This is a genomic window from Xanthobacter nonsaccharivorans, assembly GCF_043194755.2.
Lineage (GTDB): Bacteria > Pseudomonadota > Alphaproteobacteria > Rhizobiales > Xanthobacteraceae > Xanthobacter > Xanthobacter autotrophicus_G.
On record NZ_CM195526.1, the window covers coordinates 4,505,674 to 4,528,774 of the forward strand.

Annotated in this window: 17 protein-coding genes and 1 tRNA gene; 14 read left to right on the top strand and 4 right to left on the bottom strand. The window is 67.6% G+C overall.

Annotated features, from left to right (window positions below; genetic code table 11):
* Nucleotides 1–32 precede the first annotated feature (32 nt).
* Nucleotides 33–995, bottom strand: a complete 963-nt coding sequence (locus tag V5F59_RS20455; RefSeq protein ID WP_393982636.1) for a TauD/TfdA dioxygenase family protein — start codon at nucleotides 993–995, stop codon at nucleotides 33–35.
* Nucleotides 996–1,290: 295 nt separating this feature from the next.
* On the opposite strand from V5F59_RS20455, the gene V5F59_RS20460 reads away from it, so the two are divergent.
* The 4 genes from V5F59_RS20460 (at nucleotide 1,291) to V5F59_RS20475 (ending at nucleotide 5,521) form a co-directional block, all read left to right on the top strand.
* The gene (locus tag V5F59_RS20460) at nucleotides 1,291–2,718 is read left to right on the top strand and encodes an MFS transporter (protein ID WP_393982637.1); all 1,428 of its coding nucleotides are present in this window, start codon (nucleotides 1,291–1,293) and stop codon (nucleotides 2,716–2,718) included.
* Between the two features lie 43 nt (nucleotides 2,719–2,761).
* On the top strand, nucleotides 2,762–3,628 hold the full coding sequence (locus tag V5F59_RS20465; RefSeq protein WP_393982638.1) for a sulfurtransferase: 867 nt from the start codon (nucleotides 2,762–2,764) through the stop codon (nucleotides 3,626–3,628).
* A 79-nt stretch (nucleotides 3,629–3,707) separates the two neighbouring features.
* The gene (locus V5F59_RS20470; RefSeq protein WP_393982639.1) at nucleotides 3,708–4,574 is read left to right on the top strand and encodes an ABC transporter substrate-binding protein; all 867 of its coding nucleotides are present in this window, start codon (nucleotides 3,708–3,710) and stop codon (nucleotides 4,572–4,574) included.
* 17 nt (nucleotides 4,575–4,591) lie between these two features.
* Nucleotides 4,592–5,521, top strand: coding sequence for an NAD(P)-dependent oxidoreductase (locus V5F59_RS20475; protein WP_393982640.1), 930 nt, complete (start codon nucleotides 4,592–4,594; stop codon nucleotides 5,519–5,521).
* 37 nt (nucleotides 5,522–5,558) lie between these two features.
* Here V5F59_RS20475 and V5F59_RS20480 read toward each other — a convergent pair whose 3' ends face one another.
* Entirely contained in the window at nucleotides 5,559–5,855 is a 297-nt protein-coding gene (locus V5F59_RS20480; RefSeq protein WP_393982641.1) for a transposase, read from the bottom strand.
* A 242-nt stretch (nucleotides 5,856–6,097) separates the two neighbouring features.
* On the opposite strand from V5F59_RS20480, the gene V5F59_RS20485 reads away from it, so the two are divergent.
* From V5F59_RS20485 to V5F59_RS20505, 5 genes are all read left to right on the top strand, one after another.
* Entirely contained in the window at nucleotides 6,098–6,973 is an 876-nt protein-coding gene (locus V5F59_RS20485) for a sulfurtransferase (protein WP_393982642.1), read from the top strand.
* Nucleotides 6,974–7,269: 296 nt separating this feature from the next.
* Nucleotides 7,270–8,724 (top strand): NRAMP family divalent metal transporter, encoded by a 1,455-nt coding sequence (locus V5F59_RS20490; protein WP_393982643.1) that lies wholly within the window; start codon nucleotides 7,270–7,272, stop codon nucleotides 8,722–8,724.
* Nucleotides 8,725–9,552: 828 nt separating this feature from the next.
* On the top strand, nucleotides 9,553–11,736 hold the full coding sequence (locus V5F59_RS20495) for an FAD-dependent oxidoreductase (RefSeq protein ID WP_393982644.1): 2,184 nt from the start codon (nucleotides 9,553–9,555) through the stop codon (nucleotides 11,734–11,736).
* A 26-nt stretch (nucleotides 11,737–11,762) separates the two neighbouring features.
* Entirely contained in the window at nucleotides 11,763–12,635 is an 873-nt protein-coding gene (locus V5F59_RS20500) for a hypothetical protein (protein WP_393982645.1), read from the top strand.
* 12 nt (nucleotides 12,636–12,647) lie between these two features.
* Entirely contained in the window at nucleotides 12,648–13,070 is a 423-nt protein-coding gene (locus tag V5F59_RS20505) for a hypothetical protein (RefSeq protein ID WP_393982646.1), read from the top strand.
* A 488-nt stretch (nucleotides 13,071–13,558) separates the two neighbouring features.
* Here the strand turns inward: V5F59_RS20505 and V5F59_RS20510 are convergent.
* Nucleotides 13,559–13,648, bottom strand: a tRNA-Ser gene (locus V5F59_RS20510).
* Nucleotides 13,649–14,135: 487 nt separating this feature from the next.
* Nucleotides 14,136–16,571: a thiamine pyrophosphate-binding protein gene (locus V5F59_RS20515; protein WP_393982647.1), complete on the bottom strand. Its 2,436-nt coding sequence runs from the start codon at nucleotides 16,569–16,571 to the stop codon at nucleotides 14,136–14,138.
* Nucleotides 16,572–16,782: 211 nt separating this feature from the next.
* On the opposite strand from V5F59_RS20515, the gene V5F59_RS20520 reads away from it, so the two are divergent.
* The 5 genes from V5F59_RS20520 to V5F59_RS20540 all read left to right on the top strand — a co-directional run bounded on the left by V5F59_RS20520 (nucleotide 16,783) and on the right by V5F59_RS20540 (nucleotide 23,096).
* Nucleotides 16,783–17,187, top strand: a complete 405-nt coding sequence (locus tag V5F59_RS20520; protein ID WP_509211237.1) for an Lrp/AsnC ligand binding domain-containing protein — start codon at nucleotides 16,783–16,785, stop codon at nucleotides 17,185–17,187.
* Between the two features lie 27 nt (nucleotides 17,188–17,214).
* Nucleotides 17,215–18,015, top strand: a complete 801-nt coding sequence (locus tag V5F59_RS20525) for a DUF72 domain-containing protein (protein ID WP_393982649.1) — start codon at nucleotides 17,215–17,217, stop codon at nucleotides 18,013–18,015.
* Nucleotides 18,016–18,157: 142 nt separating this feature from the next.
* The gene (locus V5F59_RS20530) at nucleotides 18,158–19,153 is read left to right on the top strand and encodes an HlyD family secretion protein (protein WP_393982650.1); all 996 of its coding nucleotides are present in this window, start codon (nucleotides 18,158–18,160) and stop codon (nucleotides 19,151–19,153) included.
* An 11-nt stretch (nucleotides 19,154–19,164) separates the two neighbouring features.
* Nucleotides 19,165–21,894 carry a ribosome-associated ATPase/putative transporter RbbA gene (gene rbbA, locus V5F59_RS20535; protein ID WP_393982651.1) on the top strand — a complete coding sequence of 910 codons (2,730 nt, stop codon included), beginning with the start codon at nucleotides 19,165–19,167 and terminating at the stop codon, nucleotides 21,892–21,894.
* Entirely contained in the window at nucleotides 21,894–23,096 is a 1,203-nt protein-coding gene (locus V5F59_RS20540) for an ABC transporter permease (protein WP_393982652.1), read from the top strand. Before rbbA ends, V5F59_RS20540 begins: the two co-directional genes overlap by 1 nt.
* Nucleotides 23,097–23,101 lie beyond the last annotated feature (5 nt).

Below are 23,101 nucleotides of genomic sequence, written 5' to 3' on the forward strand. Positions count from 1 at the left end.
GGCGGCCAGGCGCGGCCGGCATGTCGCGCCGGTTACTGGACGATAGCGCGATGGAGCACGCGCAGGCCGTCGCCGTAATCGGCGACGCCGCGATGCTGGACCACACGGTTATCCCAGATCACCGCAGCGCCCTCCAGCCAGGCGACGCGGGTCTGCACGTCCGGAGACTTGACGTAGTCGAACAGGATCTGGAGCAGGTGATCGCTCACCGTGCGGGGAACACCCAGGATGCGCTGGGTATACAGCTCGCTGACGAAGATCTGCTTGCGGCCGGTATCGGGGTGCACGCGGATCACCGGCGCCTCGATGGGCGGATACTTGGCGCGCTGGGCGGCAAGGGCACCGGGGTCCTGGTAGGCGAGGGTCAGGAAACCCTGCGTCTCTACGTCATGCACCGCGGTCAACGTCTCCAGGTAGCGCGCGAAATCAGGGTCGAGCAGGTCATAGGCAGCGGTGGCATTGGCGAACAGGGTGTCGCCGCCGGTGGGCGGTGCCTTCTTGCCGAACAGGGCGGTGAAGCGCGGCGGCTCGGGCACGAACGCCTGGTCGATGTGCCAGATCAGGTTCATGCGCGTCTTCTTCACCGAGGAGTCGATGGTGTTGACGCTGGTGTTCTCAGCCGGAGCGGGGGTGTATGGCGTGCCGGCATAGCGGGCATGGCCGAACAGGCTGACGAGGCGGCCGAAGTCCTCAGCCTGGACCGTGCCGGGCGCAAAGAACAGGAAGCCGTACCGCACCAGGCGGTCATGGAGAAACTGGGCGAGCGCCGCATCCCGCTCCGGTGCGGAGGCGCCGAAGTCGAGGCCCCGCACATGGGCGCCGACCACCGGCGAATAGGGCTCGACCACCACGTCGCCGAAGGCTTCCCGGTCGCCCCGGTAATCGGCGATGGACAGGATCTTGGCCTGGGCGCTGTCGAGCCGCTCCTCGGGGATGTGCAGAACCCGAGCGGCCTGGATGTCGGACCCGGAGGAAGCTTGCGGCAGAGCAGTCATGTGTCGCTCCAAAACGGCGTTCGATTTTTGTTGCGCTTCGGGGCACGCATGCGGCCAGACCGCCGCTCCGAATGTCGGCAGGCCCACCAGCGCGGGATCGGGCGAAATGGCGGCACCCAGGCGGGTGGGCCAGGACGCGGTTCCGTGCTTCCGAGGCGGTGCCGGCCGCCGCCCGAGGGGCATAGCGCCGGCACATCTCGACGCTACCGACTTAAAATTCTAAGTTCAACCTTTATTTTATAAAATTGATGGACTAAATGAACTACTCTCCTTCCGCGGCCAAAGAAGCCCTGCCATGCCGTCCTGGACCACCAGCTATCGTCCCCTCTCCGTCCTGGTCGGCCTGGCCTATTTCATGGACCAGCTGGACTCGACCATCATCGCCCCCGCGTTGCCGCAGATCGCCGTGGCCTTCGGGGTCAGCCCGCTGAACCTCGATTTGACGATGACGGTCTATCTGCTGGCCAACGTCGCGATCATTCCGCTGAGCGGTCTGCTGGCCGCCCGCTTCGGCACCCGCTCCGTGTTTCAGGCCTCGCTCGTGCTGTTCGCCGCGAGCTCGGCCCTGTGCGGCTTCGCACAATCCCTTCCCGCCCTCGTGGCGGCGCGCGTGCTGCAAGGCGCGAGCGCCGCCCTGATGATGCCGGTGGGGCGCATGGCCATCATCCACGCCACCAGCAAGGCCGACCTCGTGGCCGCGCTCGCCTGGATGATCACGCCCGCCATGCTCGGACCGCTGATCGGGCCGCTGCTGGGCGGGGTGATCGCCACCTATTCCGACTGGCGGTGGATCTTCTTTCTCAACCTGCCGCTCGGCCTCGCCGGCTATGTCTTCGCAGCGCGCCTCATGCCCCAGGTCACCGACGAGGAGCCCCCGCCCTTCGACCTGCGCCAATGGCTGTGGCTGGCCCTGCTGCTGGTCGCGGGGGCGAGCTTGCTGTGGCTGGTGCGCCATCCGAGCATTTCGCCTGCCGTGTATGCCGGCCTGGTCGCGGTGGCGGCCCTCTCCGGCACCGCCTATGTGCGGCGCGTGCGCCGGGGCGGGCATCCGCCACTGCTCGACTTCGCGCTGCTGAAGGTGCCGACCTTCAGCGTCTCGTTCTGGGGCGGCTGCCTGGTGCGCGTGGGTTATGGCGCGCTGCCGTTCCTCCTGCCGCTGCAGCTCCAGCTCGGCCTCGGCTTCACCGCGATCGAGAGCGGCGTCGTGCTGCTGGCGAGCGGCCTCGTCGCCTTCGTCACCAAGACGTTCACCGCCCGGATCCTCGCGCACTTTGGCTTTCGCAGCGTGATCATCTGGAACGGCGTGCTGTGCGGCCTCGCGCTGGCCCTCTGCGCAGCTTTCCAGGCGGCCTGGAGCGTGGCGCTCATCGCCGTCCTCGCCTCGGTGGGCGGCTTCTTCCGCGCCATCCAGCTCAACGCGCTGGCAGCCATCGCCTATGCCGACCTGCCGCGCCGCTCGGTGGCACCGGCGACCTCGCTCAACACCACCTTCCAGCAGTTCGCCGTGATGATCGGCATCTCGCTGTCCGTCACGGTGGTGAACCTCTCCGCCTGGGTGGCCCAGCGCCCGCATCCCGGCGGCGGGGACTATGCGGCCGCCTTCCTCCTCCTCGCGGCCCTCGTGCTGGTCGCGGTGCCGGTGGCTTTCCGCCTCCACCCCGGCGCCGGGCAAGAACTCAGCGGGCACCGACGGGCCTCCGGCTCGCCGGCGGGCCGCGCGTGACCGCCCCCGCGCAGCACCCCCGATACTTTCAAGGAAAGACGCCATGACCGAGCCTGCCCCCTCCCTCGTCGTTTCCAGCCAGTGGCTGGCGGACCACCTCGCCGATCCCGCGCTGCGCCTGTTCGACGCCACGGCGGGCACCGCGGTGGCGCCCGGCGCCTCGAACGCCGAGCCTGCCCGCGCCGTGTTCGAGAAGGCGCACATCCCCGGCGCCCGCTATCTCGATCTGAAGAATGAGCTGTCCGACACCGCCGCCGCGCTGGACTTCACGCGGCTTGCACCCGAAGCGGCTGCGGCGGCCTTCGCCAGGCTGGGTGTCGGGCCGGATGCGCTGGTGGTGGTCTATTCCACCTCAACCTATGGCTGGGCGACCCGCGTGTGGTGGCTGCTGAACGACCTCGGCTTCACCCGCGTGGCGGTGCTCGACGGCGGCCTCGCCAAATGGATCAAGGACGGCCGGCCTACCGCGAGCGGCGCGCAGCCGTCCTATCCGCCCGCGAGTGCTTTCACGCCCGTGACGCAGCACCTGTTCGCCGACCTGCCGGATGTCTCCGCCGCGGTGGAACGCGGCGGCGCCACGCTGGTGAACGCCCTGAGCCCGGACCACTTCAGCGGCGCCGTCGCCGGGCCCCACGGGCGTCGGGGGCGGATCCCCGGCAGCATCTCCCTGCCGGCGGGATCCCTCGTGGCGGCGGCGGACAACAGCCTCAAGCCCCTGGACGTGCTGAAGGCCGAGTTCACCGCCAGGGGCATCTCCCCCGAGAGCGATGTCATCGCCTATTGCGGCAGCGGCATCGCCGCCACCCTCGACGGCTTCGTCCTCAAGGCGCTCGGCCACGACAAGGTTCGCGTCTACGACGGCTCGCTCTCCGAATGGTCGAAGGACCCCCAGCGCCCCCTGGAGGCCTGAGCACGCTTTCGGCAGCCCCCCACCCGGCCGGGGGACCTGTCCCGATCCCCTCCCATCGCACAGCAATCGAGAGCCTGCCATGTCCGCCATCCCATCTGACGTGATCCGTCTCGCCCCCAACGTTCCGGTGTTCGACCTGCCCATCATCGTCGCCCTGGAACGCGGCCTGTTCCGCGCGCAGGGCATCGAGGTCGCGTTCGTGGCGCGGCACGACCCCGTCACCTCCAATCAGGATGCCTTCAAGCGCCAGAAGGAATCGCTCTACGAGAGCGGTCGCGCGGACGCGTACAATCTGTGCGAATGGGCCGGCCTCGATCGCTCCGACCGCAGCGGCCGCGGCAGCCGGGTGCACGCTTTGCGGCCGGCCGTGGCGGCGCAGGTGATCCTCGCCTTTGATCGCGATATCCAGGAGCCGCGGGACCTCGCCGGGGTACCCGTGGGCATCAACGAGTTCACCGGCTCGCACTACACCGCCCTGCAGTTCCTGGAAGGCACGCTGCCGCGGGAGGACATCGTGCTGCAGCACGTAGGCGAGCCCTTCCTGCGCTATGAGCAGCTGAAGGCCGGCACGCTGCGCGCCGCATCGCTGATGGAGCCCTATGTCAGCCTCGCGCTGAAGGAAGGCGCCCACATCATCGCCGCCAACTTCTACCGCGGCGCCGAGGTGATCTCGCCCAGCCTCTCGCCGGAGCAGCGCCAGGGATATCTCGCCGCCGTCAACGCCGCTGCGGACCTCATCAGCGCCGATTTCGCGAGCTTCAAGCACCACCTGATCGTGGAGCAGATCCGCCACCGCATCGCGCCCCACGAGATTGCAGATCACTTCGTCCATTACGCCCATGCCAAGCCGCTGGACCCCAAGCGCTTCGCCTACACCACCGAGTGGATGCGCAGCTGGAACCTCGCGCCCCGGCATGATGCCTTCGACGAGCTGGTGGTGATCTGACCCGCAGGAGGCATGCCATGCTCATTGCCAGCCAGCTTGAGCCGTTCTTCAACGAGGCCCTCGCGGACCGTCTCGGGGCCGAGGTGCTGCCCGTGCCCCGCGGGGCGCCGGCGGCGCTGCCTGCCGAGGCGCGGCTCCTCGTCGCCGCGCCGGTGTTCGGGGTGTGGGACCTGCCCCATGTGCCGAACCCGCCGGATCAGCCGGCGGGCTGGCCATTCGGGCTGGAATGGATCCAGCTCGTCTCCTCCGGGACGGACCATTATCCGCGCTGGTTCCTCGATACGCTCCCCGTCAGCACGGCGCGGGGGGTGGCGGCGGGCCCCATCGCGGAGTTCGTCATCGGCGCCATCTTCGAGGCGGTGAAGGCCCTGCACACCGTGTGGATCGATGGTCCCGAGGCGTGGCGCACCCGCCCGTTCGCGCCCATCGAGGGCACCACGCTGGGGCTCGTGGGCTATGGCGCCATCGGCCGGGCGGTGGCGCGCCGGGCGCAAGGGCTGGGGATGCGCGTCCGCGCCTTGCGTCGCGCCGCATCGGCGGCGGAGGACGGCGTCGCCTTCGCCCGATCGGTGGAGGAACTGCTCGCGGTGAGCGACCATCTCGTGCTCGCCGCGCCGGCCACGCCGCAGACCCGGCACATCCTGAACGCAGAGAGTCTGCGCGCGGCAAAACCGGGCATCCACATCATCAATGTGGCGCGCGGAAGCCTGATCGATGACGACGCCCTGCTCGACGCTCTGGCGGATGGCAGGGTGGCCCGCGCCACCCTTGACACCACGACGCCCGAGCCACTCCCCGCCGGCCATCCCTTCTACAGCCATCCGCGCGTTCGCGTGTCGCCCCACACGGCGGCCATCGGCAATGGCGCCCGCCTGGCACTGGTGGAGAAGGTGGCGGCGAATCTGGACAGGCGGAGGCAGGGGCTGGGCCTGCTCGATCCACCGTGACGAACGCCGGCGCGGCCAGGCCCCCGCCGGATTCTCTCTATTTGTCGTGTCCCCATTCGGAGGAGAACACGACAAAGGCCCGCTTCAGCACATCGTTCTCGGTCCGCAGCTTCTGGATCTGTCGCCGCAGGGCCTGAAGCTCACTGTGCATCTGTTCCGGCGACATGACATCGCCCGACCCGGCCGCCGGCTCGGCGGCTTCCAGTCGCTCCGCGTCCCTTTTTTTCATCCACAGGCGGAGGGACTGCTCGCCGACGCCGAACTGGCCGGCCACTTCGCGGTAAACGGTGCGGTCGCGCGGATTGAGGAGCCTCCGCCGCTCCACCTCGCTCACCGCCAGGTCCTTGACCGCGGCACCGTAGCGGGCAGAGGACGGCGCCACTCCCGGCGGGGGGAACTCTCCCCCCACGGTCTGCGCGCGATCCTCGCCATCGGCGGCGGAGGCGACAGATTGAAGTGGAGCCCCGCGCATTCCTTGCATTTCATATATAAATTTAGTTTAGAATCTATATCGGCCGCGACGCGGACGCAAGTCGCCGATCCTGCCTGCCGCCCGACCCGGACCGGATTTTCAGTATGCCCAAGACCTTTCCTCTCGTCTCCACGCAATGGCTCGGGGGACATCTGGGCGATGACGATCTGATCGTTCTGGACGCCAGCGTGTACCTCGAGCCGCCGCGCGGCGGCACCCCGGCCGAGTTCCGCAGCGGGCTCGACGACTATGAACGCCGCGGCCACATTCCCGGCGCCCGCTTCGCGGATCTGTTCACCCAATTCTCCGATCCGGGCGCGCCCTTGCCCTTCACCCGCCCCACGGCCTCCCAGTTCGCCGCCGCGGCCAGCCGGCTCGGGATCACGCGCACGTCCCATGTGGTCATCTATGATGATCTGACGAACCAATGGGCCGCGCGTCTTTGGTGGGTCTTCCGCTCTTACGGTCATCAGCGCGTGAGCGTGCTGGATGGCGGCCTGCGCAAGTACCGCGCCGAAGGCCGCCCGTTGGAGCTCGGCCTCTCCCCTTATGTGAAGTCGTCCTACACGCTGCCGCTTCCGGCCGGTACCGTTGCCTCCACGCAGGACGTTCTCGACATCGTGGCGGGACGGCGACCGGGCCGGCTGATCTGCCTTCTGCAGAGGGACGACTTCTCCGGCCGGGTGCCCGGCCGGTCGCGGCCGGGGCATATTCCCGGCAGCGCGAATCTTCCCTTCGTCGAGCTCCTGGACGAGGCGGACAACACTCTGCGGCCGCCGGCGGAACTGCACAGCCTGTTCAAGGCACGAACGGCGTTGGCAGGAGAGGTGGTGGTGACCTACTGCGGTGGCGGCGTCGCCTCAGCCCTGGGAGCTCTCGCGCTTGCAGTGATCGGCTATGGAGCGACACTGGAATACGACGGATCCCTCGCCGAATGGACAGCGGACCGGACGCGTCCTCTCGAAATCGGCGAAGCCTGAGACCGCCAGGGCGGGACATCCGCAAGCGAGGTCAAAGAGCGGCGCGCCGAAGAGCGCACGGTCGATGGCCTCCCTTCGCCTCCTCCGCAAGCTGGATCGATGCATCCCCAGGCATGCTGGAGGATTTTGGCGCCGGCACTCCCCCATCGAGGGGGTGCAACCGGCTCGGGTTCGCTCAATTCTCCCCCGCAGACCAGCCGGAGCCGGCATCTTTCGATCGCAGCGTGACCATGATCACGTTTTCAGCGAGGCGCTCCGAATCTGCTGACGGTTGCTGGTGCTCAAGATCCGGCCGCATGTTGCAGCTACAGCGTCGACGATGCCGGCGCGGCTGTCCGCCTCCCGGACGTTCGCTCCGGCGACGTCGTGCCGCGCGCGACCGTAACTGGCTCTTATGGACCGAGACGGTAGAGTTTTTGGCGGCGGGGAAACGTGAACCGATGACGGACTTGAAAGACAGCGCTTCCTTTTTGGCAGATGCAGCGGCGCCACAATCGGTTTGGCTGCGCCTGAAGACGCTCACGGTTTCCCGCCTCGGGCCCGGTCTCGTTACCGGTGCGGCAGATGATGATCCAAGCGGAATCGCGACCTACAGCCAGGTCGGCGCCCAATTCGGATACGCATTTGCCTGGACGATGCTCTTCAGCTTTCCGCTCATGGCAGTCATTCAGGCGGTCAGCGCGCGCATTGGCTGCGTGACGGGACGGGGCATCGCCCGGAACCTGCGCCTGCACTATTCGCCCTGGCTCCTGCGCTGGGTCATCCTGCTGCTGCTCGTGGCCAATGTGATCAACCTCGGCGCCGATCTCGGAGCGATGGCGGCGGCGCTGGGCCTGCTCGTGGGCGGCCCGGAGCTCCTCTACACGGCCTTGTTCGCCGTCGTGTGCGTCCTGCTGGAAACCTTCATGAGCTATGCGCGCTATGCCGCCGTGCTCAAATGGGCGACGATTTCGCTGTTCGCTTATGTCGCCGTCGCCTTCGCCGCCCATGTGGACTGGCCGGCGGCGCTCTCCGCCACCCTTGTCCCAAGGATAGCCTTCGATGGGGACCACGCGACGGCCCTCATCGCCGTGCTGGGCACGACCATCAGCCCGTATCTCTTCTTCTGGCAGGCCGGACAGGAGGTCGAGGAACTGCATCGCCGCCATGTGAAGGCGCTCCGCATCTCGCCACGCGATGCGAGCCCGGAACTGTCGCGGATCCGCACCGACACCTTCGTCGGCATGGGATTTTCCAATCTCATCGCCTTGTTCATCATCTTCGCCACGGCCGCAACCCTGCACGCCAATGGCGTCACCGATATCCAGACCTCGTCCCAGGCGGCCGAGGCGCTGCGTCCCATCGCCGGTCCGTTCACTTTCGCCCTGTTCGCCACCGGCATTATCGCCACCGGCATGCTGGCGGTGCCGGTGCTGGCCGGCTCGGCGGCTTATGGGGTCAGCGAGCTGTTCGGCTGGCCCGAGGGGCTCGACCACCGGCCGAGGGAGGCCAAGGCCTTCTATTCGATCATCGCCGCGGCCACCCTCGGTGGTGTCGCGCTGAATTTCACGGCCCTGGACCCGGTGAAGGCGCTCTACTGGAGCGCGGTGGTCAATGGAGTGCTCGCCGCCCCCCTGATGGCGGTCATGATGGTGGTCGCCATGAACCCGCGCATCATGGGCCGGCTGACCCTGCCGCGCCCCATGCTGGTGATCGGATGGGTCGCGACCGCCGTCATGAGCGTTGCTTCCATCGGTTTCTTCATTCTGTAGGCACCACAGCGCGCCCCCCGACGGGACCCGCGGAATAGCGGCCATCCGGCAGCCCCCGCACGGGGTCCGGGCCGTTGCCCTGGACCACATGCCGGGCCCGCACACGGGTTAGGCAGCGACCCCGCAACACGTTGATTCAGTTGGGACAGTTCCAACGGGCCCGTCGACGCAGTATGGCCGGACTGCTCCTCGACGAGGCAGACCAGGTGTCGACCCAGGCACAAATTGCCGCCTCCGACACCATTTGCATGGTCATAACCACCCGAACACCATCCCCATACGTGAACTCCTCATATTTATGTGATGGTTTGCCAGATACATTGTTTTATTTGGCGTCCCCATACCATTCAATGCCACACATTACGCTAGGGTATGCACGGTATCATCTGCACCTTCGGCTACGGCCAAGCCGGTGCGAAAGCTGGATTTCTCCCCCCTCTGCCTTGTTGAATTATGTCATAATTTTGTCATCAAAAGGGGGTTCACACAAAAATTCCGCCCTCTGAACGGATGTGCTATGACATCCCTCCATTGGTTCTAATAAAAAAGAAGAAGGACGCCGACTCTCGATCCTGAAGACGAGTAGCCGTACCGGTGAAGATCAAAAAAGGATCTGCATGTGCGGCATGTCTACGACATCGTGCGACCCAAAGGGTAGCTTACAATAAGCTCATCTTTTGCTCCTATGCTTGACGAAAGCGCCGAAAAAGGCGCACTCGACCAAAGCAAGATGCGCGCGGATAAATTCAGCCGGGCGGCCGCCGTAAGAATGACAACGTAGATTTCGTCTGACGATCGCAAGGTGTCGGCTGCACAGAGGAGGCGGCAATGCGATATGTCACGTCCCCGGCCAAGTTCCGCAGAAGCGTTCCCAGTGAATGCACGGTGGCCATCGTCGGCGGCGGGCCGGGCGGCCTGTTCACCGCGTGGCATTTGGCGGAAAAGCTAGGCAATGCCTGCAAGATCACAATCTATGAGGCCAGCGAACGTCTCGGCGGCAAGATCGTAACCGGAGAATTTGCAGGCGTCGGCCCCTATGAGGCGGGCGTCGCAGAAATCTACGACTACTCGGCCCTCGGCCCCGACCCCCTGCGCACCCTGATCGAGACGGAACTCGGGCTGGAGATCCGCCACATCTCCGGCGGCTCCTGCATCTTCGACGGCCACATCATTCATGACGTGGACCATCTTGGAGAGATCTTCGGCGCGCAGGCGCGAGATCAGGTGAAAGCGTTCCGCCAGAAGTGCTCCGACCTTCTGAACCAGCAGGACTTCTACTCGAGCACCCGGAACGTGGACAATCGCCATGCCTGGGCCCGAAAATCCGGTGAGGACACCCTGCACCAGGAGATCGACGACGACGTGGCCCGGCGCTACGTGCGCATCATGGCCCACAGCGACGTCGCGGCACCGCCACATCTCACCAACGGGCTGACCTTCCTGAAGAACGTGCTGATGGACGTCCCCGGCTACATGGACGTCTTCTCGGTGATCGGCGGCAACGAGCAGATCGTCGAGCGGCTGACCGACCAGATCGACGCCGAAATCCGGCTCGGGGCGACCGTGAAGTCGATTACTCCCCTGTTTGACGGCCGCTTTCAGCTCGGCCTGTGCGCCCACGGCACCCAGGAGACCGTGGTGGCCGATTACGTGGTCGTCGCGCTGCCCTTGACCGCGCTCTCCATCATCGACTGGCGCTCACCGCACCTGCAGGCGGCGATGGCGCGGCACATCGACTACTTCGACCGGCCCGGCCACTATCTGCGCGCGACCCTCCTGTTCGAGCGGCCGTTCTGGCGCGAGCACATTTCCGGCGCCTGGTGGATGCTGGACGCCTTCGACGGCTGCTGCGCCTATGACGAGGGTGCCCGCACGCCGATCGGTCCATGGGGAGCCCTGGGCTTCCTCATCGCCGGCAACGCCGCCCTGGGGCTCGCCAACATGCCGGACGAGGAAATCGAGCGGCTCTGCCTCGATGCCCTGCCCCCCGCCTTCGGGAACGCCCGCAAGCTGCTGATCGACCGCCGGATCCACCGCTGGATGGCCTCGGTGAACGCCATTCCCGGCGGCTATCCCGTGCGCTCGGCCTTTGTGAACCACCGGCCCGCGGCCAAGCAGCTCCCCGGCCTTCTGGTGGTCGGCGACTACATGTTCGATGCCACGCTGAATGGCGTGCTCGATTCCGCCGACGCCGCCTCCGACATCGTGCTGAGCGAGGTGCTCGCCCGGCGCCGGGCGCAGTCTCTGCCGGTGAGCGCCAACCAGAGCGACCCCGCCAGGAGCACGGATGCCTCACGGGCGGGCGGGCTGGGGGCCGGCTATCTCGCGGAGCTCCTTGATGTCGCCTGGGGCATCCGCCCCGGCCATCGCATCCTCCACATCGGCTCGGGCTCCGGCCAGCTCGTGGGAGAGCTGAGGTCGATCGGCTTCGATGCCGTCGGCGTCGAGCCCTGCCGCGCCGCCTGGGAAGGCACGTCGATACGCCGGCGCAAGTACAACTTGCGGGCCTATCCAAACCACCTGCCCTTCCCGGATTCCTCCTTCGACGTGGTGATCGAGACCGGCCTCTGCCGGATCGAGCGGGACCAGCTCAGCGAAGTGCTGGCGGAAATCCGGCGCGTCACCCGGCGCGGCTTCATCCTGGGCTCGGTGACCAGCGATCTGCCGATCGAGGTCATTGAAAGATACGAGCTGCTGGCCGGCATCAAGACTCTCACGTCGCGGTGGGGCTGGTCGGACCTGCTTCAGTCCCTCGGTTTCCGCTTCGCGCTTACCGATCCGGTCCGGCTCGAAACCGCCTGGCGGCGCTCCGTGGCCGCCGGCGTCGCGCCCAGCGCCCGGTACGAAGACTCCGAGAGCCTGCGCTACTGCATCTACGAAACAAGCGAGAAAACGGCTTCCCAGGACCTCGCCGCGGCCGCCGAGGCCGCACGGATCATCGCTGAGCATCTCTACGATGACGACCGTGTTCCGGTGGCGCTCCCCGCCACCGACGCCACCGCGATGTCCTGAAGCCGCACTTGGGAAAGGACAAGACCATGCAACGCGCACTCACCGTCCCATCCATTGACATCGAAGCCCGCGCGTGGCGGCTGCATTTCCAGACGCGTCCGCCGGGCGTAGGATCATCCCTCGCCAACGCCGACGTCCTGACCGTGCGCGAGCCGCGCCAGGTCCATGTGGTCGCCGAACCGGTCGACGCTTCGGTGCCCCCCCTCACCACCACCGACAGCGGCGGCAGCTCGCTGGCCCTGCTCTGGATGCCGCCGCTCGCCAACGAGGATGCCGATGCCGCCTGGCTGGAGGGCATCCCCCTGGAAGGCTCGCGCAACGGCGCCAGGGTCGTGAGGGCAGGCCTTCGCACCGCGCGGGTGGTGTGGACCGATCAGGTCGCGGTCATCTATGCGACCCATGATCAGTTCGAGGATGCGCGCGACGCCGTCATCCGCTTCACCGTGCTGGAGCGCGACACCTGTGAGATCGAGGCCGGGATGCCGGCCGTTTGGGCCTCGATCCACCGCAACGTAAGGCTCACGCATACGGTCCGGTCCAGCGACCTGCGCCGCGACGGCAACGAGGTCGGCCTCATGACCGAGCAGGTGACGGAGATGAACAGCCGCGCCCTGCACAACGATGCGGCCCTCGAGCAGCTCGACACGACGCTGAAGGCCGGCTCGAAGCGGCTGTTCGCGGAGCTTGCGCTCCAAGCCGATCTCTACGACCGCCTGGAGGGCCTCGGGGAACCCCTCGATTTCGCCTTCGAATATCACGAGACGCTCAACACGAGGATCATCGACGCCGCGCAATGGTCCCTCAACAACCGCCTGGAGATGTCCATTCTCCTGGTTCTCACGCTCGAGTTCGGGGTCACCATTTACCCCTACCTTGCCCATTTCATCGCGGCAAATTGAGGAGAGCGTGCCATGAAATTCCTAGCTTCGGCGATGCTTGCTCTGGCGGTGACAGGTGTTCACGCGTCAGACCTCGAGCTTACGGCGGGTGAGATCCATTCGCGCATGGTGGGAAACACCATCGTCGGCATCGAGGACGGCGAGTTCTATGCGGAATACCTCAGCCCGAATGGCGTCATCTATGGGCAGAACAAGAACGACGCCTACCGTGGCTACTGGCGCGTCGCCGGCAACAAGCTCTGCTTCGCCTACGAGCTCGACGACGGCAAGAAAATGAGCTGGAACTGCGTGCTGGTGGCGCTCGCCGGCGACAAGGTCATCTGGAACGACGACAATGAGACGTCGTTCGCCCGGCTGCTTCCCGGTCGTGCCGAGAAGACCGCGGCGACGCAGACGTCCGCGCCGGGAGCCCCCGCGCGCGGGCTGCGTCGCTGACCCCTGTTCCACTCGTCCCGGGCACGCCGCAGCCCGGGTGCGAGCCCGGAGCATCGCAGACCGCAAGTCGCATGCAGCGTCGCGGTGCTCCGGTGAGCATCTTATGCGGGCCGTTGCCCTTCGGCATCCTGCCGCCGCAACCCGTTGCGGATCACATGGCCTTCCGGCGAAAGAGGAACACCCCAACGCCGCGCGCCCGATTGGTCCACCACGAGGTAGAGGCCGCCCCATCGGCATGTCGGCCGGACGCTCTGATGGCCTGCACTTGCCGGGGTTTCAACTTGCCGGGGTTTCAAGCGGTTGAGGGCAACAGCCATACGGACTCAGCTTCGGCGACTTAGGTCCCAACGGGCTTAACCCCAACGCCGCCCCAACCCAAAACAGCAATCTAGGGGCATTGCGTGAGGCAGCAAGAGCCACAAAGGCGGAAGAAAAGCCTTGCAGACGCTCCATTCTGGAGCTTCGGGAGATTGCCTGAAACAGGAAACTGGCGGAGAGGGGGGGATTCGAACCCCCGATACGGTTGCCCGTATGCCGCATTTCGAGTGCGGTGCATTCGACCACTCTGCCACCTCTCCGCGAGGACGCGATGCCTCGGGCACCGACGTGTGGTGCTGCGCTTCTAGCGGACGGGAACAGGATCGACAAGTCATCCCGAAACATCCCCTCCGGCTTTTCCAACACAGGCTGCGCCGACGCTCCTCGAGGCCGGTGCCTTGGGGGTGAAAGGGGCGGGCGCAGATCACCGGCGGCCGGCCCGCGCCTCTCCATCCCGGGAGACCGTGAGCTGGTCGGCGGGTGGCGTCGTGAGAACGGACGGGATGCGGGGCGTCGGCCCAAGGGAGGGTCCCGGCCGGGCGGCACCCAGACCGGCGGCGAGACAGCCCGGCTGCTGCTCCACGAGCCCCCTTCGGAACGCCCAGCCTCACATCGAGACATGCCAATTGGACCGGGCGGGCCATGACGATCGTCGAAGACCTCGCCCCGGCCGCTGAACACCGGAGCATCCGCCGCGGCGAGCGCCGCCGCAACGCGCCGGTGCGGCCTCCAACCCGGAGGGAAGCTTCACACCGCCTTCAGGTGCCGAAGCGGGCGCCCGGTCGAGATGGCCTGGGCGCCCGCGACGATGGCAGCGGTGTCGAGACCGTAATAAGCGTAGAGGTCCGACAGCGTGCCCGTCCGGCCGAAATGCTCCACCCCCAGGGCCCGCACGCGATGGCCGGCCACGGCGCCCAGCCAGCCGAGCGTCGCCGGATGGCCGTCGATGACCGTGACGATGCCGCAATGGCGCGGCAGCGGCTCCAGCAAGCGCTCCACATGGCTCATCGCGCCGGCAAAGCCGCGTTCACGGGCGCGGCCGGCGGCCGTCCAGCCGGCGTTGAGGCGATCCGCGGAGGTGACGGCAAGCAGGCCCACGTCGCGCCGGTCCTCGGCGATGAGGGCGACCGCGTCGATGGCTTCCGGCGTCACGGCGCCCTGCACCGCCACCACCACATCGCAATTGGGGCCCGGCTCCCGCAGCCAGTAGGCGCCATCGACAATGCCCTGTCGCTGCGCCTCGGTGAGCCGGCGCTTCGGTTGCTCCAGAGCGCGGGTCGACAGGCGGAAGTAGATCGAGCCACCGGTCTCATCCCTGAGCCAGTTGCGCTCGTCGGGCGCGGCCTCGCCGTCCCGCTGGACGTAGTCGAAGGCAAACTCCATCAGCACAGCCAGCTCGTCCACGAAGGCCGGCTCGAAGGCGGCGAGGCCATCCTGCGCCATGCCGATGAGGGGAGTGGAGATGGACTGGTGCGCCCCGCCTTCGGGGGCGAGCGTGATGCCGGAGGGGGTCGCCACCAGGATGAAGCGCGCATCCTGGTAGCAGGCATAGTTCAGGGCATCGAGCCCGCGGCAGATGAAGGGATCGTAGAGCGTGCCCACCGGCACGAGCCGCGCCCCGAACAGGGAATGGGAGAGGCCGAAGGCCGACAACGTGAGGAACAGGTTCATCTCGGCGATGCCCAGCTCCACGTGCTGTCCTTCCGGCGAGAACTCCCAGGCGAAGGTGGAAGGAATGCGCTCGCGCTTGAACACGTCGGCGAGCGCCTCGTGGGCGAAAAGGCCGCGCCGGTTCACCCACGGGCCGAGATTGGTGGAAACGGTCACGTCCGGCGAGGTGGTGACGATGCGGCTCGCCAGCGGGCTGTCCCCCCTGGCGAGGTCCTGCAGGATGAGGCCGAAGCCCGCCTGGGTGGAAAGGGCCTCATGGGGCGGCGGAGCGATGGCGGGCACGTCGAGCGCCGGCGCGGTGAAGCGGCGCGTGCCGCCCTGGAAGAAGGGCGCGCGCGCCAGGAACGCCTCCAGCTCGGCAGCCGGGCGCTTCAGCCCCTCGAAGGGCTCCCATTCGCGCCCCTCGGCCACGTGCATGGCGGCGCGCAGCGCCTCCATCTGGGCGGGGGTCATCAGCCCGGCGTGATTGTCCTTGTGGCCGGCGAGCGGCAGGCCGAAGCCCTTCACCGTGTAGCAGAGGAAGGCGACGGGCCGGTCGTGGTCGATGGCGTCGAAGGCGCCGATAAGGCTCGCAATGTCATGGCCGCCAAGGTTGGTCATCAGCGCCGACAGCTCGGCATCCGAACGCCGGGCGATGAGGGCGGAAACGTCCCCCTGGTCGCCGAGGTCGTCCATCAGCCGCTTGCGCCAGGCCGCGCCTCCCTGGAAGGTGAGGGCGGAATATTCGGCGTTGGGGCAGGTGTCGATCCAGCGCTTCAGGGCCTCGCCGCCGGGCTCGGCGAAGGCGGCCTGCTGCAGGGTGCCGTACTTCAGCACGACCACCTGCCAGCCCATGGCCTCGAAGATGCCGGTGAAGCGCTCGTAGAGCCCCTCGCGCACCACGCCGTCGAGGCTCTGGCGGTTGTAGTCGATGATCCACCAGGTGTTGCGCGCCTCGTGCTTCCAGCCTTCCAGCAGGGCCTCGAAGACGTTGCCCTCGTCCAGTTCGGCATCGCCCACGAGGGCGATCATCCGCCCCTTGGGCCGCCCGCCGGCGAGGCCGTGGGCGTGCACGTAATCCTGCGCGAGGCTGGCGAACAGCGTCTGCGCCACGCCCAGCCCGACGGAGCCGGTGGAGAAATCCACGTCGTCCGCATCCTTGGTGCGGGAGGGATAGGATTGCGCGCCCTTGAAGCCGCGGAAATTCTCCAGCCGCTCGCGGGTCTGCCGGCCCATCAGATACTGGATGGCGTGGAAGACGGGGCTGGCATGGGGCTTCACCGCCACCCGGTCCTCGGGGCGCAGCACATGGAAATAGAGCGCGCTCATGATGGAGGCGAGGGAGGCGCACGACGCCTGGTGCCCGCCGACCTTCAGGCCATCCGCATTGGGGCGGACGTGGTTGGCGTTGTGGATCATCCAGCTCGCGAGCCAGAGCACCTTGCGCTCCAGCTCCCTGAGAAGGGCGATGTCCTGCGCGCTCGGCGCGGACGGGCGCGGGCGGAGGGGAGCGGGATCCGTCGAACGGGACATGGGCGTTTCCTTCACCGGTGCGACGCGCCAGACGCGGGCACGCCGCTTGATGGAATGCTACGCCGGAATGCGAGGCGCTTTCGCTCAAATCCTGCTTAACGAAGCCGCCGTGGAGGCATATTCTGCCAAGAATTCGCCTGCCTGGAGCGTGTTCGTGCGCCTTGATGCCATCGACCGGAAGATCCTCGCTGCCCTCCAGCGCGACGGCCGCATGAGCATCGCCGATCTCGCGGAGGAGGTGGGACTCTCCCCCTCCCCCTGCCTGCGGCGGGTGCGGGCGCTGGAGGAGGCCGGGCTCATCTCCCGCTACGTGGCGGTGCTGGACCAGCGACGGGCCGGCCTGCCGGTGAGCGTGTTCGTCTCCATCAAGCTGGAACGGCAGCGGGAGGAGGCCCTCGACACCTTCGCCGCGGCCATCCGCGCCTGGCCGGAAGTGCTCGAATGCTACCTGATGACCGGCCCGCGCGACTATCTCTTGCGGGTGGTGGCGGCCGACCTCGATGCCTATGAGCGCTTCCTCAAGCAGAAGCTCACCCGGCTCGAGGGCATCGCCTCCATCGAGAGTTCCTTCGCGCTGGAACAGGTGAAATACTCCCACGTCCTGCCGCTGCCCTGAGCGGGCCCGGCGGAAGGAGAAACGGGCATGACCATCCGGGTGGGCATCGGCGGCTGGACGTTCGAGCCCTGGCGGGGTGTCTTCTACCCGCTGGGCCTGCCGCACGCGAAGGAGCTGTCCTTCGCCGGCCGGCAGTTGAAGACCATCGAGATCAACGGCACCTTCTATCGCACGCCTTCGGCCAAATCCTGCGCCGACTGGGCGCGGCAGGTGCCGGACGGCTTCGTCTTCGCGCTGAAGGCGACGCGCTATGTCACCCACCGCCGGATACTGGCGGAGGCGGAAGAGAGCATCGGCAAGTTCATCGCCAGCGGCATCGTGGAGATGGGCGACCGGCTCGGCCCCATCAACTGGCAGTTTGCCGCCACCAAAGCCTTCGACCCGGACGATTTCGCCGCTTTCCTCGCCCTGCTGCCCGAAAGCCATGCCGGCGTGCGGCTGCGCCATGCGGTGGAGGTGCGCCACCCCAGCTTCGCGTGCGCTGCGTTCGTGGCACTGGCGCGCGAGCACAAGGTTGCCATCGTCTTCGCCGACCACGACAGCTATCCCGCCATCGCCGACGTGACGGCCGACTTCACCTACGCCCGCCTGCAACGGACGCGAGAGGAGGTGGAGACCGGCTATGACGCCGCAGGGCTGGCGAGATGGGCCGAAGCCGCCCGCGCCTGGGAACGGGGCAGCACGCCCCAGGGCCTGGCGCCGCTCGGTCCAGCCGCCAAGGCGGGATCGGGCGCGCGGGATGTCTTTCTCTATCTCATCAGCGGCGCCAAGGTGCGCAATCCCGCCGGCGCCGTGGCGTTGCAGGAAAGGCTGGACGCGGGCACATAAGCTGTTGACCTTGATCAACGCCCGACTGCTGCACTGCGGTAGTTTGTGATGATATAGGTTCGTTCCCGAAGCCCCGCGGGAGTGACGATCCTTCGTCGACACCTCCACGGGTGCGTCTGCCCCTCCGAAAGGGTGTCCTTACATGAAGCGCACGCTGGTCATCATCGCCCTCATCGCCGCCCTCGCTGGCGCGGGCGGGGCCGGCGCCTGGTACCTTGCCTCCCGCAGCCGGGCGGTTCCACCGGGCTTTGCCTATGGCAACGGCCGGATCGAGGCGACGCAGGTGGACGTAGCCACCAAGGCCGCGGGCCGCGTGCTCGACGTGCTGGTGGAGGAAGGCGACTTCGTGCGCCAGGGCGAGGTTGTCGCCCATATGGATGTCGCCGATACCGCGGCGGCCCTGCGCACCGCGGAGGCGCGGGCGAGCGAGGCGCGCCAGTCCCGCGACACCGCCAGCCACGTGGTGGAACAGCGGAAGGGCGAGCTGGATCTCGCCACCAAGGAACTGGAGCGGCAGGAGATTCTGGTCTCCAAGGGCTTCGCCACCGAGCAGAAGGTGGACCAGTATCGCACCACCAAGCTCACGGCGGCGGCTGCGCTCGCGGCGGCCCAGAGCAGCTTGGCCGCGAGCGAATCCGCCATCCGCGCCGCGGAGGCGGAGGTCGAGCGCCTCACCCGGCTGGTGGAGGACGGAACCCTCGTCGCCCCCAAGTCCGGCCGCGTCATCTATCGCCTCGCCGAGCCGGGCGAGGTGCTGGCTGCGGGCGGCAAGGTGCTGACCTTCATCGATCTTTCCGATGTCTACATGACCATTTTCCTCCCCGCGGCGGAGGCCGGCAGCGTGGCGCTCGGCGCTGAGGCGCGCCTGCTGCTGGAGCCGCTTCCCGACCGGGCGGTGCCGGCCAGCGTCTCCTTCGTCTCAGCCCGCGCCCAGTTCACGCCCAAGCAGGTGGAGACCCAGCGCGAGCGCGACCGCATGATGTTCCGCGTGAAGCTGCGCATCGCCCGGCCGCTGGTGGAGAAGTATCTGGAGCAGGTGAAGACCGGCATCACCGGCGTCGGCTACGTGCGGACCGATCCCAAGGCGCAATGGCCGTCCTGGCTCGATTCCGACCTCGTGCGCGGGGCCGCCAAGTGAGTGAAGGCGGAGTGCGTGACGATACGGATCCGGGGCCGCGCGCGGACGCCATCCGCCTCGCCGGCATCCGCCACCTTTACGGCAGGACGCTCGCGGTGGCGGGGCTCGACCTTGCCATATCCGAGGGCGCGTCCGTCGCTCTGGTGGGGCCGGACGGGGTGGGAAAGTCCACCCTCCTCGGCCTCATCGCCGGGGCCAAGCGCATCCAGCAGGGTCAGGTGGAGGTCCTGGGCGCGGACTTTTCCAGCCGCCGGGCGCGGGAGGACACCCAGCCACGCATCGCCTTCATGCCCCAGGGGCTGGGGCGGAATCTTTATCCGAATCTGACGGTTGCGGAGAACATCGCCTTCTTCGCCCGGCTGTTCGGCGAGGATGCGGCACAGAAGGGCGCGCGCGTCGCCCCGCTGCTCGCCGCGACCGGGCTCGACCCCTTCGCCGACCGGCTCATGCGCAAGCTTTCCGGCGGCATGAAACAGAAGCTCGGCCTGTGCTGCGCGCTGGTACACGACCCGGACCTGTTGCTGCTGGACGAGCCCACCACCGGCGTCGATCCCTTGTCCCGCCGGCAGTTCTGGGAATTCGTGGAGACCATCCGCGCCGCCCGGCCGCGCCTCACCCTGCTCGTCGCCACCGCGGACATGGAGGAGGCGGCCCGCTTCGAGCGGGTGGTGATGATGGAGGCCGGGCGCATCCTCGCCGACGGGAGCCCGGCGGAGCTTCTCGCCCGCACGGGGCAGGAAAATCTGGAGCGCGCCTTCATCTCCCTGTTGCCCGAGGACCGGCGGGGGGAGAGCGAGGGGCCGACCCATCCTGACATCGTCGATGTCAACGCGGCCATCGCCATCGAATCCCGCGACCTGACGCGCAGTTTCGGCGACTTCGTCGCCGTCGATCACGTGAGCTTCAGGATTCGCCGCGGGGAGATCTTCGGCTTCCTCGGATCGAACGGCTGCGGCAAGTCCACCACCATGAAGATGCTCACCGGTCTCCTGCCGGCGACATCGGGGGAGGCGCTGCTGTTCGGGGTGCCGGTGGACCCCACCGATATCGAGACCCGCCGGCGGGTCGGCTACATGAGCCAGGCCTTCTCGCTCTACGGGGAGCTCACGGTCCGGCAGAACCTGGAGCTGCACGCCCGCCTCTTCTCCCTCCCGGAGGCGGCGGCCCAGGCGCGCATTGCCGACCTCGTGTCCGCCTTCGACCTCACCGCCCACCTCGACGACCTCTCGGACGGCCTTCCGCTGGGCGTGCGCCAGCGCCTGTCTCTGGCGGTGGCGGTGCTGCACGAGCCGGAGGTGCTGATTCTCGACGAGCCCACCTCGGGCGTCGACCCGGTGGCGCGGGACAATTTCTGGGACCATCTCCAGCGCCTCTCGCGGGAGGAGAAGGTGACCATCTTCGTCTCCACCCACTTCATGGGGGAGGCGGAGCGGTGCGACCGCATCTCCTTCATGCATGCGGGCAAGGTGATCGCCACCGGCACGCCGCTGGAGCTGAAGGAGGCCAAGGGCGCGCCAACGCTGGAGGAAGCCTTCATCGCCTATATGGAGATGGGCGGCCGGCAGGCGAAGGCCGAAGCCGGCCTGCCCGCTCCCGCCGCGGAGCCGCGCAAGCCGGCCGCCTTTTCCCCCCGCCGCCTCGCCGCCTATGCCTGGCGCGAGACGCTGGAGCTGAAGCGAGACCCGGTGCGCCTCGCGTTTGCGTTGCTCGGCACCGCGCTCCTCATGGTGATCTTCGGCTACGGCATCACCCTCGACGTGGACAAGCTGCGCTTCGCCGTGCTCGACCGCGACCAGACGCCGGAGAGCCGCGCCTATATCGACGGCTTCGCCCACTCCACCTATTTCAACGTCCAGCCCCCCTTGAAGGACCCGGAAGACCTCGACCGGCGGCTGAAATCCAATGCCATCGCCTTCGCCATCGAGATCCCGCCCAATTTCGGCGCGGACCTGCGCTCGGGCCGGCCCACGGAAATCCTCGTCACCATCGACGGCGCCATGCCGTTCCGCGCCGAGACCATCCAGGGCTATGTGGCGGCGGTGCACGCGCTGTTCCTGTCGGACGCGGCGCAGGCCGCGGGGCGCAGCCTCACCTCGCTCGCCTCGCTGGAGATGCGCTACCGCTACAACCAGTCGTTCCGCAGCCTCGATGCCATGGTGCCGGCCAACATCGCGCTGATGCTCATCTTCATCCCGGCCATCCTCACCGCGTTGGGGGTGGTGACGGAAAAGGAGCTGGGCTCCATCACCAACCTCTACGTGACGCCGGTCACCAAGCTGGAATTCCTGCTGGGCAAGCAGGCCCCCTATGTGGGCGTGGCCTTCTTCAACTTCCTGGTCATGGTGCTCATGGCCCTGTTCCTGTTCGGCGTGCCGCTGAAGGGCTCCTTCGCCGGGCTGGCCCTGGGCGCCTTCGCCTATGTGCTCGCCACCACCGCCATCGGCCTCGTCTCCTCCACCCTCACCAACACCCAGGTGGCGGCCCTGTTCGGCACCGCCATCGGCACCATGATGCCGGCGAGCCAGTTCTCCGGCCTGCTCCAGCCGGTGGCGACGCTGGAAGGCGGCGCGTGGGTGGTGGGCACCTTCTTCCCCACCACCTATTTCATGCGCATCAGCGTCGGCGCCTTCACCAAGAGCCTCGGCTTCGCCGAGCTCACGCCCTTCATCCTCGCCACCGCCGCCTTCTGGCCGGCCCTGCTGGGGCTCGCCTATGTCATCCTGCGCAAACAGGAGCGATGATGGTCGGCGCTTCCTCCACCCCTTCGCCGGCCACCGCCGGCCCTGGCCCGGCCGCCGGCAAGGGCCCGCCCCGCTGGCGCGGCTTCGCCAGCAACGTGTGGAACCTGGTGGGGAAGGAACTCATCAGCCTGTGGCGCGACCGCTCGCTGCTGGTGCTGGTGGTCTATGCCTTCAGCCTCGCCATCGTGCTGCAGGCGAACGGCATGAAGCACGACCTCAACCGCGCCACCGTCGGCGTGGTGGACGAGGACAATTCACCCCTCTCCAACGCCATCCTCAACGGCTTCCTGCCGCCGCGCTTCCAGCGGCCGGTCCCGCTCGCGCCCCAGGACGTGGACAAGGGCATGGATTCGGCGCGCTACACCTTCGTGCTCAACTTCCCGCCGGACTTCCAGTCGGACGTGCTGGCCGGCCGCAGCCCCTCCGTCCAGCTGCTCATCGACGCCACCGCCCTCATGCAGGCCGGGCTCGGCGCCAACGACATCTCCGCCATCTTCCAGCAGGAGGTGAACCAGTTCGTGCTGCGCCACTCGGAAGGGGTGGCGACGCCGGTGGACCTGCAGATCCGCGTCGCCTTCAACCAGGGGCTCGAATCCTCCTGGTTCACGGGCACCATGGGGCTGATCACCAACATCACCATGCTGTCGGTGCTGCTGGCCGGCGCCGCCCTCATCCGCGAGCGCGAGCACGGCACGCTGGAGCACCTGCTGGTGCTGCCCGTGCGCCCGTCGGAGATCATGCTGGCGAAGATCCTCGCCAACGGCGCCGTCATTCTCGTAGGCGCGGCGTTCAGCATCGTCGTGGTGCTGAAATGGGGGCTGGGCATGGGGATCGCCGGCTCCATCCCGCTGTTCCTCGCGGGGGCCGCGCTCTATCTGTTCTTCACCGCCTCGCTGGGCATCTTCCTCGGCACCCTGTCCGGGTCCATGCCGCAGTTCGGCCTGCTGTTCTTCCTGACCGTGCTGCCTATGAACCTGCTGTCGGGCGGGTTCACGCCGCTGGAGAGCATGCCGGTGTGGATGCAGACCGCCATGCAGTTCTCGCCGTCCACCCAGTTCGTCGCCTTCGCGCAGGCGATCCTCTACCGCGGGGCGGGGATCGAGACCGTGTGGCCGCGCTTTGCCGCCACCTTCGGCATGGGCCTGCTGTTCTTCGCCGTGGCGCTGGCCCGGTTCCGCACCTTCCTCGCCGCCCAGCAGTGAGGGCG